Genomic DNA, 12,219 nt, shown 5'->3' on the forward strand with positions numbered 1-12,219 from the left:
CCTAGTGCCTCTCCGCCCACTGGTCGAGAAGTCCTGCAGTCATAGAGCAGCACTGACGAACAAGCTCAACAAAATCGCCGATCCCATAACCCGGAAAATGCGCTGGGATCATGCCAAAGAATGGCTTAGAGAAGTTCACCTTGCCCACGTCGATCTTCGGCGGCAAATTGTAATGCATCAGCATATTACGGAACGGCCTGGCGTTGGGGTTCAAGAGCTCCTGCGCGGAGTCTGATCCAACGATGCTGGCGGCACTTTCCGTAGAAGACGCGGTGAGCGGATAGGACGGATCGTTCAGTAGGATGTGTACGCTGCGCAGTACCTGGTAGAGAGAAAGATACGCAATCTTGAGTGTCGTGTACTCGACGTGCTCTCGCTGGACTCCATCCGTCAAGACAAGTTCGGCAAAGTTTAGCAGTGCTCGAAATGTTGTGAGCATGGCATTCAGTTCGGGTGTCTCTGATCCATTGAACACCCGTCGGTAATACTTGCTTGCGCGCACATCTTCGTCATGCAGGCTTGACCCGCTCAAGGACGCGACGAAGGTGTCCGCACTCCCCTCCTCGAGGCTAGCTCCGATGCTTCCGAAGAATGCCCCATACTCTTCAAATACCGATCGGATATGCGGCCCCGCACCTTCTTCAAGTAGCCTGGTCGGTTCGAACCCCAGGTGGTACGTTGCAGAATGTGTTGTGGTGATCAGTCGTCCTCCGTAGCTGTAGAGGCCGAGATCGGTTTCAAGAAAGCGAGCCCATGGAAGCCAAGTGTTTCCGAGGAACCTCGCGGAGTGTGCGGGGAGCACCTCCTCCCGAAAATATGAGATCTGACCCTCAATGCCACGCTTCGTGTCTTCGAAGGGCTTCAAGGAATGACGAGAACGTGCGCTAATGGCAAGCGTGTCCTTGTTGAACGCTGCCGTGATGCCGGGGTCGATCTTGTGAAGCTTTTGTAGCGATTCATGCATGGCGAGAGAGAGGTATGGTGTCATGCAGAAGGCCAAGACGGAACCCAGAAACTCATCGCTACTGGAAAGTAGGTCCCGCGTGTAGCGGCCGAAATAGTCGGCATCGCTAGCAATCCCAGACCAGATCGCGGAGGTGTGAGTGTCCGTCTTCATGAAGCCTGACTATGACAGGCGTTCCTTGCAATGTCGAGAAATTAAGATGGGGGCAAGGATGCATGATAGGTCGGTGGAACGGCTTTGGGGTGGCGCTGCTTTGGCGCGAGTGATCATGGCCCCGTAAGCTTGCGGCGCGTCGGGCAGTCTGTTGACCTGCCCGTTAAAGCACGACGTTGGGGCCATGATCTTCGAGGCTCGCGCCAAAGTGGCTCCGTAAAGCCGTGGAGCCGACCGCCCCAGCCACGATGTACCCCTCTTCTCTGACAGCAAGCGGCTGATTGCTGTGCGCGCGGTCCGGGCGCCGGCCGGGCTGGAGCGGGACGGAGGCAGGAGCGCAGGCCCGGCCGGGGGCCGGGCCGCGCGCGGCGAGCAGAGCGAGCCGCCTTGAACCTGTAGGGAGAATTTGAATCACGCCCGCGCTGCTGGCCGTTGATGCTGCTCTTGTGCCTGATGGCTGCTGGCTCGTGGTGTAGAACCCTGGGCATGGTGAGTGAACGGCGAGAGCGGATGAGGGCGCTTGGAGTGCGTCTTCGTGCGCTTCGTACAGAGGCCGGCCTGACGGGTGCTGTGTTGGCGCAGCGGGCCCACGTGGGGCAGCCGACTGTGTCCAAGGTGGAGAACGGGCGCATGGTTCCGAGCGTCGATGTACTGGACCGGCTCTCGCGTGCCCTCGGTCTCGATGAGTCAACCGCTCGTGAGGTGCGTGACCTCCTGGCCGCGGTAGAGACGGCTGCGGACTCCGGTGTACCAGAAGACAGTACGACCTCGACCGGCGCGGCCGTTGATGATGAGGTGCGCTCAGCTCGGCTCGTGCGCTCGTTCCAGTGTGTCGTTCTGCCGGCCCTGCTCCAGAGCGCGGAGTATGCCCGGCACGTTTTCGAGAGTGCTCCCAACTCGACGCCTGAGGCGGTCGGTCGGGCTGTTGCTGCCCGTGTGGATCGGCAGAGCGTGCTGTACGAGCCGGGCCGTGAGTCGGTGTTCGTGCTGACGGAAGCCGTGTTGCGGACCTGGCCGGGAACTCCGGCGCTCATGCTCGCCCAACTCGACCGGCTGCTGGCCGTCGAGAGTCTGAGCACGGTACGCCTCGGGGTCATCCCCTGGCGTCGGCCGGTGCCTGTGCTGCCTCGCCACGGGTTCACGTTGTGCGACCGGCGAGCGGTCGTGATGGAGACGTTCGGCGGTGAGCGGGTGTCAGTCGACGTTGACGAACTCGCCGCGTTCGAGGAGACGTTCGGTCGCTTCGAGCGGGCTGCCGTCTTCGGTGATGAGGTGCGGGAGCTGCTGTTGCGCATGTTGAAGGAGTTCCGCGACTTGGGAGACACTCTCACTCCTTAGAGGAATAATTCCTCTAGATGCCTGGCCTGTTGGCTGCATGTAGGAATACTCTGCCGCTGCGCTGTCTAGTCCCCTAGACGATGGTGAGGAGTCTCCTATGCGGTCCAAGTGGTGCCGTGCCTTCCCCGGTGTTGCCGAGCAGGTGGCGAACGCCCGTCACTTCGTCGCTGCCCTGCTCGACGGGCACGGCCCTGTCGACGATGCCGTCCTGGTGGTGAGCGAGCTAGCGGCCAATGCCGTGCGGCACTCACTGAGCGGCAAAGTCGGCGGCTGGTTCCTGGTGGTCGTCGGCTTCGGCGACGACCACGTACGCATTGAGGTGGTCGACGAGGGCGGCGAACGCGTGCCGCACCTGTGTGACGTGACCAGTCAGGAAGAGGGTGGGCGCGGACTGCTGATGATCGCGTCCTGCGCCAAGGACTGGGGTGTGAAGAACTGGCCCAATGGACGTTGCGTGTGGGCCGACCTGGCGCGGGAGGGATCGTGACGGCGCCCTACTCGACGGTGGTCGGTGATCACCCCGCGGGTGGTGACGGTTGAGCCCTCGGGGTGTGCCTCGGCGGCGGTCCCGGTTCTTCGTGATCGGCGTTCATACAGGGCGGCGCCTCCCGCCCATTCCGTCTAGGGCCCTAGACTCCTGGTTACTTCTAGGAGGTGCGGCCATGTCGGACGAGTTGCAACGGATCACGGCGATCGATGATCCGTACCTGCTCCTGCGCGAGGTCACGAAGAGGCTGGCCGACGCGCAGCAGGAGGTGACCGAGCTCGCCCGGCTCCGCCGTCGTGTGGTCCAGGACCTCCACGCGCAAGGGCTGTCGTACGCGCAGATCGCCGAGAAGGCCGGCCTGAGCCGCGGGCGGATTCATCAAATCCGGCACACCGGACCGGCCCCCGAGGGGGCCTTCCTCGGTGCGGGTGCCGTCACCGTTGTGACTCCGCTGCGGTGGGACAGTGAGAAAAAGCGCCCGGTGGTCGCCATGGCCGACATGAATTCCGGGAAGCGACTGGAAGAGCTGGCCAAGTCCTACGGGCTCGATGTCAGCTCCGGCCATGTGCAGGTGAGCGGTGAGATCGACCTCAACCGCGACGGCCTGGTCGTCGTCTGTGGGCCGGGCATGTCCCAGGCCATGAAGGACCTGTACGCCCAGGACCCGGTGCTCGGCTGGAAACATCCGGAAGGCGAACCGTGGGCGCTGGTGGACCGGCGCACCGGCACGGCGTACCACGCCGGTGCGGACATCGAGCCGCGCCGCCCGCACGACGTCGGGTACCTCGGCAGGCTGCCTCGCCCGGACGGTAAGGGGTCGGTGCTCGCTATCGCTGGCATCCACACGGCAGGTTCCCTCGGTGTGGTCCATCTGCTCACCTCGGACCTCAACACGCTCTGGGGACAGGTGGGCGAGCGCCACTTCTCCACGCTGGTGAGCGTCGAATACGCCCCCGAGACCGACGAGCCGCAATCCGTCGAACTTCTCTGCCCCCTCTACCTGCACGACGAGGAGGCAACGGCGTGAACGTCGCCCTCGGCTCACAGGCGGCCGATCCGGGTCGGGAAAACGAAGACTTCGCCGCTGCTGCGTTCGGCGCGGCGGTTCTCCTCGACGGCGCCGGCGTGGCTGGGGGAGAGACCGGATGCGTACACGGCGTCGCATGGTTCTCCTCGACGCTGGGTGGGGCGCTGCTGAGCGGTATCGCAGCGCACCCCGTCCGGCCGCTCGCCGACTGTCTCGCCGACTCGATCCGGGTTGTCCGCTCCCTGCACGAGGACACATGCGACCTGGCTTATCGGGCCAGCCCGACCAGTACGGTCCTTGCGGTCCGGGCCCGTGCGGGAGCTCTGGAGTACCTCGTTCTGGGTGACTCGACCCTCCTCCTCGCCGAGACGGACGGGAGTACGGCCGCCGTCACTGACCAGCGCCTGGACGAGGTCGGCAAGCGACTGCGCGGACCGGTCGACGCGCTGCCCACCGGTTCGCCTGAACACTCCGCCGCGCTCGCGGAATACCGCGACGCTCTGACCAGGCTTCGTAACCGGCCCGGCGGTTTCTGGATCGCCGGCCCCGACCCGCACGCGGCTGAACACGCCCTCATGGGATCGGTGCCGCTGGACTCGCTGGCCTCCGTGACGTTGCTGAGCGACGGCGCGACTCGACTCGTCGATCGCTTCGAACTCGCCGACTGGAAAGAGACGCTGGCCGTCCTCAACTCGTCCGGGCCCGACCAGCTGATCCGCCTTGTGCGCGAAGCAGAGGCCGGCGATCCCCAGGGACGACGCTGGCCGCGAGGCAAGGCGCAGGACGACGCCACGGTCCTGCATTGGGTTCTGTCGTAACGCTGTGTCCTGCGGACGCTGGAGCGGGGCCCGTGGTGCGGGCAGCGCTGCGGCTCAGTGTGGGAACGAGGACTCCTGGCCGACGGCGGCGAGGAGTTCGAATGGGAGCTCTCTGTCGCCCTGGCCGATCGTCAGCCCGAGCCAACGGCTGGTGGACGGTATCCGCCACACCAGCATGCTTGCGGCGACGTTGCACAAGGAGCGCATCGGCTCGGGCGCGGGCTCGATGTTGGGATAGTCCGGGTTGTCGAGTCCGAGGTACGGCCAAAGATCGACCGTGATCGGGTCACCCCAACGCCCAGTCAGAGCGCTGGCTATCGCGGTGAGGTCAGACTCCAACTCCTGTACGGCTGGCTCGACGACCTCAGGGCTTCGGTCGTCCCAAAAATCTTGGGTCGCCCGCAGGATGGCTATGTGGTAGCCGGGGCCGCCCCAGCCGTGTTCCGTTCTGGACTGCCCTTTTCCTTCCGGGAACGTCTGGGCGGCCAGAGTGTCGACGATCGACAGCTGTTCATCAGCGGAGCGTGCGGGCTGATTCTGGGGCGGCATGAAGCTGGAGTGTAGGACCGATGGCACTTGGCGTGTCGTTCCGTCGCCCCCCTGACCGGCTGGCACCTCGCTGACGCACTGAGGCATCTCGTATACCCCCCTAGACAGTTGACGGTGCGTCGGGCTAACTTGGTCGTCAACCCCCCTAGACAGATAGGTGGGTTCCCCCTTGTGCTGTCTAGGGGGCTATCCAATACGAACGGTGTCGGGCGACCGACACCGCCAACGCAGTGAGGTAAAGACAATGCGTGTCATCCCCGTGGACACCTCGGCCGCAACGCTCCTCGTCACCAAGCTCCCGGAGGTCAAGGTGAGGGACCGGCAGACCGGTGAGGTGGCCGTGGACCCGGTGACCAACGACCGGCTCATGGTCCTGGAGCTGGTGTTCATCGCCGAGGGCGGCTCGGACATGATCAAGGTGACCGTCCCCGAGAAGGGCATCGGCGAGGGCCTGGTCATGGGTGCGCCGGTCTTCCTGTCCGGTCTGGTGGCGCGGCCCTGGGAAAGCGAGTTCGGCGGCCGCACCCGGCACGGCATCGCCTTCCGGGCGGACGCCGTCATGGTCGGCACTCCGGCGGCGGCTCGGGGCTGAGTGCCATGACCGATGCCCTGTGGATTCTGATCCTGTTACTGCTGGCGGTGGCCGTGCTGGTCGTGGTGCGCCGCCGGCTGCCGGTCGTGTTCTGGTGGCTGGTCGGATACCCGGTCGTCACGCTGCGGGTGCTCGCCACGTACCGGGCCACCATGGACGCCTGCGGCCTGACGGTGCCCGCTTCTGCCGTCCGCCGCGCCACCGCCAGGATGATGGGACGGCAGGCTGCTCCCGTACCGCCCCGCCGGTCGCTGCCCCGGCCGACCGGGTCCGGGCTCGTGATGCGGCTGCGCATGGCGACCGGTCAGGCACCCGAGGACTTCACAGCCTCGGCCGACCGGCTGCGGCACGCCTGGGGCGCGCACGCCGTGCACGTCCGCCCCACCAAACCGGGGCGGCTGGAACTGCGGCTCGTCGGCTGGGACGTCCTCGCCGACGTCCGGCCGGCTCGGCGGTGGCTGCGGACCGGTCCGCTGTCCTTGCCGTTGGCGCTGCGTGAGGACGGGCACTGGCACGTCCGGGACTTTCGCACCGTGCCGCACGAACTGATCCTCGGCGCCACGCAGTCGGGCAAGTCCGTGTACCTGCGCAACCTGCTGTGTGGGCTGGCCCGGCAACCCGTCGCGCTCGTAGGCATCGACTGCAAATGGGGCGTCGAACTGGCCCCGTTCGCGCCCCGCTTGTCTGCGCTCGCCGATACGCCGGACCGCGCGAATGACCTCCTCGACGTCCTGGTGGAGGAGATGGAGGCTCGGTTCCGCCTGATCGGCATGACGGGCGGGGCCGGCCCGGACGCGGTGCTCACCTCGGACGTGTGGGGCCTGCCGGAGAAGCTGCGGCCGGTGCCGGTCGTGGTCGTCGTCGACGAGGTCGCCGAACTCTTCCTCGTCGCGAGCAAGGACGACGAGAAGCGGCGGGACGCCATGGTCACCAAGCTCATCCGCCTCGCCCAGCTCGGCCGCGCCGCCGGCATCTACCTGGAGGTGTGCGGGCAGCGCTTCGGCGCCGAACTCGGCAAGGGCGCCACCATGCTGCGCGCCCAGCTGACCGGCCGGGTCTGCCACCGCGTCAACGACGAGACCTCCGCCAACATGGCGCTCGGTGACATCGCACCCGAAGCGGCGCTGGCCGCCACCTCCATCCCCGCCGAACGGCCCGGTGTCGCGGTCGTCGGCGACTCTTCCGGCGGCTGGACCCGCGTCCGCTCGCCGCACCTCACCCTCGACGAAGCGGCGGCCATCTGCCGCGACACCTCCGCCCTGGTGCCGGAGTTGCCCCGGTTCGACTCCTTCCGGCCCGTCGTCGCCGTCGAAGAGGCCCGGCCGTCGTCCTCGGCCGCGGCACCTACCGCTCGCCCGGTGACCGAGTAGCCACGCGCTTTCCCTCCACGGTCGGCGTGACCGCCTCGCGCCAAGTCCCTACCCCTGCCATGCCAAAAACCGGAAGGAGCACCTATGTCCCGCCCCTCCATCTCCGAGGTGAGCGCACTCATCGCCGACCTGGCCGCGTTCCGGTGGGACCCCACCTCCGCCGGCTACGCCGATCTCATGGACCGGAAGGCGGACCTGCTGGAACGCATCGCTGCCCACACGCCCGGAGACGACGAAACCGCCGAGGTGGCCCGCCTCGCCCGTGAGCGTGCCGACGCGCTCAAGACCCCCAACTGATCGCACGGAAGGGAACCCGAGCCGATGCGTGCCCACCTTGCCCGAGTGGACGCCGTGATCGTCCAGGCCGTCATCGCGGGCGCCCTGTCCTTCTCCCACCTGCACGACCTCGCCGCGGCGGCCGGACAGGGCGGCTGGAAGGCGTGGGCCTACCCGGTCAGTGTCGACCTGCTGCTGGTTGCCGCCTGGCGCCGGATGCGCGGGCAGCAGCGAGCGGGGCAGTCGGCCGGGGGACCGCGGCTCTGGTTCCTGGTGGCCCTGGCTGCATCCCTCGGCGCCAACGTCGCCACCGCCGGACTCCTCGACCTGGACCACGTCCCCGCCTCGCTCCGGGTAGTGGTCGCAGGCTGGCCCGCCGTCGCCTTCTTCGGCGGAACGCTCCTGGCCCACGCACCGCACGAGCCGGAAGCGCGGGCGGCCCCGGTCTCGCCGACGAACACGGACGAGGAGCGGCACCCCGCCCCGGCCGCCCTCGACACGCCCGACCGGGAGCGGCTTCCGGCACCGTCCACTGACCCCGAACCCGCCGCCGAACCGGTCGCCGCTCCGACCCCGGCACCCGTTCCCGCCGTCCCCCTACCGCCCGCCCTAGTCGAGCGGGTCCGGGCCCTGGCCGAGGAACACCGCTCGTCCACCGGCCGCCCCGCCGATCCGGACACCGTACGCGCCCGGCTGGGCCTGCCCCCGTCCATGACCGCGTCCGTCGCCGCTCACCTCTGAAGGAGGAGTAACCACCATGAACCGGCGCTTCCGTAACGTCCGCCGCATCGGCCCCGTCAACGTCGCCTCCTACGTCGACCGCGGCAGAAACCGCCACCTCGCCGCCTGTACCGCGCCTCGCTGCGACTTCTCCGCCGAGTACGACAGCCGTGCCGCCGCCGAACTCGCCGCCCGCACCCACCGCTGCCCGGCCTGACAGGAGAGCACCGCCATGCACGTCCCCCTCTGGCTCGCCCTGCTCTGCATCGGGGTCCTGGGCGTCAAGCTCATCCGCCCGCCCTGGTGGCTCGTCGCCGTGCTGCTCCTCGGCGGCTACCTCCTCGCAGACAGCGTGCTCGCCCCTGTCATCAACACCGCCGTCAAGTAACCGCGAAGGGAGAGAGTCCATGTTCCGGCCGAAGATCCCCACCATGCCTCAGCCCACCGGCCTGGCCACCTCACCCGCTGTCGTCGAGCCGACCGCCATCACTCCTGCGGCCCAGACTCCGCCGCTTGCTTCCATCACGCAGGCGCCGTCCCGACCGGTTGTCCAGGTCACCCCCAGCACCGCGCTCGCCCTCGTCGGCGGCGGCACCGCCGTGGTCCTGGTCGTCGGTGCCGTCCTCGTCTCCATGCTCCTGGCCGTCGCCGTCACCGCCGCCTCGGTGGCGGTGTGCGCCGTCGTCGTCCGGTTCATCCTCAGCCGCCGCTGACCTCACCGGCTCACCGCCCGGCCTGCCCACACTGTCTAGCCCCCTTGACAAGCCGGGCTCCTGAACTCCGCACTCCGAAGGAGGAATCTGCACATGCGTCCCCCGGCTCCCATCGGAGCCATCCGCCACCTGGCAAGCCTGGCCTGGCACGGCGACCTCAGTGCCTATGCCCGGCAGATCCAGCGCCTCGGCGGCTGCGAGCGGCCCATACGGCTGGAGGGCCACCGGCTCGACGTCCACGCCGCCACCGGTGAGATCGTGCATGAGATCGCCGACCGCGACCTTCCGGCCGGACAGCTCCTCATCCGCTGCAACAACCGCCGGGCCACCCGATGCGCCGCCTGCGCCGAGGTGTACCGCAAGGACACCTTCCACCTCGTCACAGCCGGTCTGAGCGGTGGCAAGGGCATCGGTCCGGCCGTCGCCCAACACCCCCGAGTGTTCGCTACCTTCACCGCCCCGTCCTTCGGCCCCGTGCACAACCGGCCCGGCGGCGGTCGCTGCCGCTGTGGGCGGCTCCACTCCGACGACGACCCGGCTCTGGGCACACCGCTCGACCCGGAACGGTACGACTACCGCGCGGCTGTCCTGTGGAACGCGCACGCCGGGGCGCTCTGGGGCCGATTCACCACCTACCTGCGCCAGCAACTCGCCTCCCGCGCGGGCATCAAGCGCTCGACACTGCGCCACTGCCTCAAGGTCTCGTACGCCAAGGTCGCCGAGTACCAGCGGCGCGGCGCCGTCCACTTCCACGCCGTCATCCGCCTCGACGGCCCGGACGGCGCCGAGGACACGCCACCGGCCTGGGCCACCACGGAACTGCTCACCGACGCGATCCGCTCCGCGGCCCGCCTCGCCGAGACCCCCGGCCCCGTCGTCGACGGCCGCACGTACGCCTTCCGCTTCGGTGAACAGCTCGACATCCGCCCCATCCGCTCCGCCGACTTCGCGGGCACCTCGGAACTGTCCAGCCGCGCCGTGGCGGCCTACATCGCCAAGTACGCCACCAAGGGCGCCGAGAGCGCGGGGACCCTGGACCGGCCCATCCGGAACCCGATCACCGACTTGATCGGCTCCGGCGTCACCGACCACGCCCGGCAGATGATCCTCACCTGCTGGCACCTCGGCGGCCTTCCCGAGCTGGAAGCCCTGCGCCTGCGCAAGTGGGCCCACATGCTCGGCTTCCGCGGCCACTTCTCGACCAAGTCCCGCGCCTACTCCGTCACCCTCGGCGCCCTCCGCCAGGAACGCGCCGACCACAACGAAGCCCTGGCCCGCCAGCGCGCGGTAGAGGCCGGCCACCCGCTGCCCGACCCGGACACCGTCCTCGTCCTCTCCCACTGGCGCTTCGCCGGTACTGGGCTGACTGCTGCGGAAGCCCTCATCACCCACGGCACCCCGCCATCCGCGGGCCTGACGAATGACGAAACGGAAGGAGACTCGGTGTGGACCGCCGACGAGACGAACTGATGACTGTCCCGCAGATCCTCGCCGAGCTGGGCGGAGTCTCCCGCCGCACCTTCTACCGCTGGCGGGAGCTGGGCCAGGGTCCCGCAGCCTTCAAGCTGCCCAACGGGGAGCTCCGGGTGTGGCGGAGTGACTTCACCACGTGGCTGCGGCAGTTGGAGGCGGCGGCATGAAGTCTCTCGATGTGAAGGTGTGGGGCGTCCGGAAGAGGAACACCAAGAAGTCGTCCTACGACGTCCGATGGACGGTCGCCGGGAACGTGTTTTCCGAGCAGTTCCGGACCAAAGCACTCGCGGACCATTACCGGTCCAAGTTGCTCCGTGCCGCGCATGCCGGCGAAGAGTTCGACACGGCCACAGGGCTGCCCGACTCGATGGTCGAGAAGGCAGCTTCCATGACCTGGTACGCCTTCGCTCTGAAGTACTTGGCCATGAAGTGGCCTCACGCAGCGCCGAACACGCGCAACGGGATCAATGAGGCCCTGACCGCCGTAACGATGGCCCTTCTCGACGATCGCCCGGGGCAGCCGTCCGAGGAACTGATCAGGAAGGCGCTCCGCAGCTGGGCCTTCGTCCTTCCCGCTCCGGACGAGCGCGAATTGCCGACCGAGATCGCGAACACCTTGCACTGGGTGGCCAAGGCGTCGCGCCCGCTCTCGGACCTCGGTGACGCCGCGATCGGCAGGGCCGTCCTGGACTCGCTCAAGCTGAAGCTCGACGGGACGGCGGCGGCCGCGGAGACCGTCCGGCGTAAGCGTCGGACACTCGTCAACGCGATGCACTACGCGGTGGACCTCGGGGAGTTCAAGGAGAACCCGATTACGGGCATCCGCTGGAAGAAGCCGAAGGTCGCCGGGGAGGTCGATCCTCGGGTGGTCGCCAATCCCGAGCAGGCTCGTTCCCTGCTGACTGCGGTCTCGTACGTTGGCGGGTACGGCCGCGCGCGTGGTCGCCGACTCGTCGGCCTGTTCGCCTGCATGTACTACGGCGCTCTGCGCCCGGCTGAGGCCATCGGCCTCACCAGCGCAGACCTGAAGCTGCCCGAAAGCGGCTGGGGGACGGCACTCCTGCACCGGACGCGCCCCAGTGTCGGCAAGCAGTGGACAGACTCAGGCGAGACCCACGACGACCGAGGCCTGAAGAACCGACCGGCGGAGGAGGTCCGACCCGTACCGATTCCGCCGCAGCTCGTCGCCATCCTCCGGCAGCACCTCGCCACCTTCGGCACCGCCGAGGACGGGCGGCTGTTCGCCAACGAGCGCGGGGGAGTGGTCGGCTCCTCGACGTACTACCGCGTCTGGCAGGAGGCCCGTGCGTTGGCGCTCCCGCCGGCCGCGGTCGCCTCCCCGCTCGCTGCTCGGCCGTACGATCTCCGGCACTCGGCCCTGTCGACCTGGCTCAACTCCGGGGTGGATCCCACCGAGGTCGCCGAACGCGCTGGCAACAGTGTTGAGGTCCTGTTGAGCCGCTACGCCAAGTGCATCGATGGACGGCAGGACATCGCCAACCGCAAGATCGAAGAGCTATTGCGCGAATACGAGTGAGCACGGGTGTTGCTTCACTCATAGGTCCCCGGATCAGTCCGGGGACCTTCGCCTTGCTCGGGGCTCCCGGGACGATGCACACGCTTGCCCACGCACCATCTCTGATCTCCCCGTGAACTCCCGGCCGTGTTGAACGGAGGGGCGTCCTGCGTGGGCATCATGATGGACAGGCGCCGACCGGATGCCGATGGAGAGGGGACTT

16 protein-coding genes are annotated in these 12,219 nt (G+C 67.8%); 14 read left to right on the forward strand and 2 right to left on the reverse strand.

The window, feature by feature from the left end:
• Position 1: 1 nt before the first annotated feature.
• Positions 2–1,117, reverse strand: coding sequence for a hypothetical protein (locus tag N8I84_RS26960; RefSeq protein WP_263232078.1), 1,116 nt, complete (start codon positions 1,115–1,117; stop codon positions 2–4).
• Positions 1,118–1,603: 486 nt separating this feature from the next.
• Between N8I84_RS26960 and N8I84_RS26965 the strand changes: the two genes are divergently transcribed.
• From N8I84_RS26965 to N8I84_RS26980, 4 genes are all read left to right on the forward strand, one after another.
• Positions 1,604–2,455, forward strand: coding sequence for a helix-turn-helix domain-containing protein (locus tag N8I84_RS26965; protein WP_263232079.1), 852 nt, complete (start codon positions 1,604–1,606; stop codon positions 2,453–2,455).
• A 97-nt stretch (positions 2,456–2,552) separates the two neighbouring features.
• On the forward strand, positions 2,553–2,942 hold the full coding sequence (locus tag N8I84_RS26970; protein ID WP_263232080.1) for an ATP-binding protein: 390 nt from the start codon (positions 2,553–2,555) through the stop codon (positions 2,940–2,942).
• 175 nt (positions 2,943–3,117) lie between these two features.
• The gene (locus tag N8I84_RS26975; protein WP_263232081.1) at positions 3,118–3,969 is read left to right on the forward strand and encodes a sigma factor-like helix-turn-helix DNA-binding protein; all 852 of its coding nucleotides are present in this window, start codon (positions 3,118–3,120) and stop codon (positions 3,967–3,969) included.
• Positions 3,966–4,787, forward strand: coding sequence for a protein phosphatase 2C domain-containing protein (locus N8I84_RS26980; RefSeq protein WP_263232082.1), 822 nt, complete (start codon positions 3,966–3,968; stop codon positions 4,785–4,787). Before N8I84_RS26975 ends, N8I84_RS26980 begins: the two co-directional genes overlap by 4 nt.
• A 54-nt stretch (positions 4,788–4,841) precedes the next feature.
• Here the strand turns inward: N8I84_RS26980 and N8I84_RS26985 are convergent, their stop codons facing one another.
• Positions 4,842–5,336, reverse strand: a complete 495-nt coding sequence (locus tag N8I84_RS26985; RefSeq protein ID WP_263232083.1) for a hypothetical protein — start codon at positions 5,334–5,336, stop codon at positions 4,842–4,844.
• 244 nt (positions 5,337–5,580) lie between these two features.
• Here N8I84_RS26985 and N8I84_RS26990 point away from each other — a divergent pair, with 244 nt between their 5' ends.
• From N8I84_RS26990 to N8I84_RS27035, 10 genes are all read left to right on the forward strand, one after another.
• Positions 5,581–5,928 (forward strand): SCO3933 family regulatory protein, encoded by a 348-nt coding sequence (locus N8I84_RS26990; protein ID WP_263232084.1) that lies wholly within the window; start codon positions 5,581–5,583, stop codon positions 5,926–5,928.
• A 5-nt stretch (positions 5,929–5,933) separates the two neighbouring features.
• Positions 5,934–7,298, forward strand: a complete 1,365-nt coding sequence (locus N8I84_RS26995; protein WP_263232085.1) for an FtsK/SpoIIIE domain-containing protein — start codon at positions 5,934–5,936, stop codon at positions 7,296–7,298.
• 84 nt (positions 7,299–7,382) lie between these two features.
• Positions 7,383–7,595, forward strand: a complete 213-nt coding sequence (locus N8I84_RS27000) for a hypothetical protein (RefSeq protein ID WP_263232086.1) — start codon at positions 7,383–7,385, stop codon at positions 7,593–7,595.
• Between the two features lie 24 nt (positions 7,596–7,619).
• Positions 7,620–8,315, forward strand: a complete 696-nt coding sequence (locus N8I84_RS27005) for a DUF2637 domain-containing protein (RefSeq protein ID WP_263232087.1) — start codon at positions 7,620–7,622, stop codon at positions 8,313–8,315.
• Between the two features lie 16 nt (positions 8,316–8,331).
• A complete protein-coding gene (locus tag N8I84_RS27010) occupies positions 8,332–8,511 on the forward strand; it encodes a mobile element transfer protein (RefSeq protein WP_061927187.1) in 180 nt (59 codons plus the stop codon).
• Positions 8,512–8,526: 15 nt separating this feature from the next.
• Positions 8,527–8,682, forward strand: a complete 156-nt coding sequence (locus N8I84_RS27015) for a hypothetical protein (RefSeq protein ID WP_263232088.1) — start codon at positions 8,527–8,529, stop codon at positions 8,680–8,682.
• Positions 8,683–8,701: 19 nt separating this feature from the next.
• Positions 8,702–9,007 (forward strand): SpdD-like protein, encoded by a 306-nt coding sequence (locus N8I84_RS27020; RefSeq protein WP_263232089.1) that lies wholly within the window; start codon positions 8,702–8,704, stop codon positions 9,005–9,007.
• A gap of 93 nt (positions 9,008–9,100) precedes the next feature.
• Positions 9,101–10,477: a replication initiator gene (locus N8I84_RS27025; protein ID WP_263232090.1), complete on the forward strand. Its 1,377-nt coding sequence runs from the start codon at positions 9,101–9,103 to the stop codon at positions 10,475–10,477.
• Positions 10,477–10,647, forward strand: coding sequence for a helix-turn-helix transcriptional regulator (locus N8I84_RS27030; RefSeq protein ID WP_033275543.1), 171 nt, complete (start codon positions 10,477–10,479; stop codon positions 10,645–10,647). Before N8I84_RS27025 ends, N8I84_RS27030 begins: the two co-directional genes overlap by 1 nt.
• Entirely contained in the window at positions 10,644–12,017 is a 1,374-nt protein-coding gene (locus tag N8I84_RS27035; protein ID WP_263232091.1) for a tyrosine-type recombinase/integrase, read from the forward strand. The genes N8I84_RS27030 and N8I84_RS27035 overlap by 4 nt, the downstream gene beginning before the upstream one ends.
• Positions 12,018–12,219 lie beyond the last annotated feature (202 nt).

Origin of the sequence: Streptomyces cynarae (assembly GCF_025642135.1) — a bacterium.
Classification (GTDB): Bacteria; Actinomycetota; Actinomycetes; order Streptomycetales; family Streptomycetaceae; genus Streptomyces; species Streptomyces cynarae.

What these genes read in the sequence shown, in the direction of transcription:
- N8I84_RS27005 (WP_263232087.1), top strand. Translation starts at nt 7,620, where the DNA reads ATGCGTGCCCACCTTGCCCGAGTGGACGCCGTGATCGTCCAGGCCGTC.
- N8I84_RS26985 (WP_263232083.1), bottom strand. Translation starts at nt 5,336, where the DNA reads ATGCCGCCCCAGAATCAGCCCGCACGCTCCGCTGATGAACAGCTGTCG.
- N8I84_RS26990 (WP_263232084.1), top strand. Translation starts at nt 5,581, where the DNA reads ATGCGTGTCATCCCCGTGGACACCTCGGCCGCAACGCTCCTCGTCACC.
- N8I84_RS26975 (WP_263232081.1), top strand. Translation starts at nt 3,118, where the DNA reads ATGTCGGACGAGTTGCAACGGATCACGGCGATCGATGATCCGTACCTG.
- N8I84_RS27010 (WP_061927187.1), top strand. Translation starts at nt 8,332, where the DNA reads ATGAACCGGCGCTTCCGTAACGTCCGCCGCATCGGCCCCGTCAACGTC.
- N8I84_RS26970 (WP_263232080.1), top strand. Translation starts at nt 2,553, where the DNA reads ATGCGGTCCAAGTGGTGCCGTGCCTTCCCCGGTGTTGCCGAGCAGGTG.
- N8I84_RS27015 (WP_263232088.1), top strand. Translation starts at nt 8,527, where the DNA reads ATGCACGTCCCCCTCTGGCTCGCCCTGCTCTGCATCGGGGTCCTGGGC.
- N8I84_RS26995 (WP_263232085.1), top strand. Translation starts at nt 5,934, where the DNA reads ATGACCGATGCCCTGTGGATTCTGATCCTGTTACTGCTGGCGGTGGCC.
- N8I84_RS27030 (WP_033275543.1), top strand. Translation starts at nt 10,477, where the DNA reads ATGACTGTCCCGCAGATCCTCGCCGAGCTGGGCGGAGTCTCCCGCCGC.
- N8I84_RS26965 (WP_263232079.1), top strand. Translation starts at nt 1,604, where the DNA reads ATGGTGAGTGAACGGCGAGAGCGGATGAGGGCGCTTGGAGTGCGTCTT.
- N8I84_RS27020 (WP_263232089.1), top strand. Translation starts at nt 8,702, where the DNA reads ATGTTCCGGCCGAAGATCCCCACCATGCCTCAGCCCACCGGCCTGGCC.
- N8I84_RS26960 (WP_263232078.1), bottom strand. Translation starts at nt 1,117, where the DNA reads ATGAAGACGGACACTCACACCTCCGCGATCTGGTCTGGGATTGCTAGC.
- N8I84_RS27025 (WP_263232090.1), top strand. Translation starts at nt 9,101, where the DNA reads ATGCGTCCCCCGGCTCCCATCGGAGCCATCCGCCACCTGGCAAGCCTG.
- N8I84_RS27000 (WP_263232086.1), top strand. Translation starts at nt 7,383, where the DNA reads ATGTCCCGCCCCTCCATCTCCGAGGTGAGCGCACTCATCGCCGACCTG.
- N8I84_RS27035 (WP_263232091.1), top strand. Translation starts at nt 10,644, where the DNA reads ATGAAGTCTCTCGATGTGAAGGTGTGGGGCGTCCGGAAGAGGAACACC.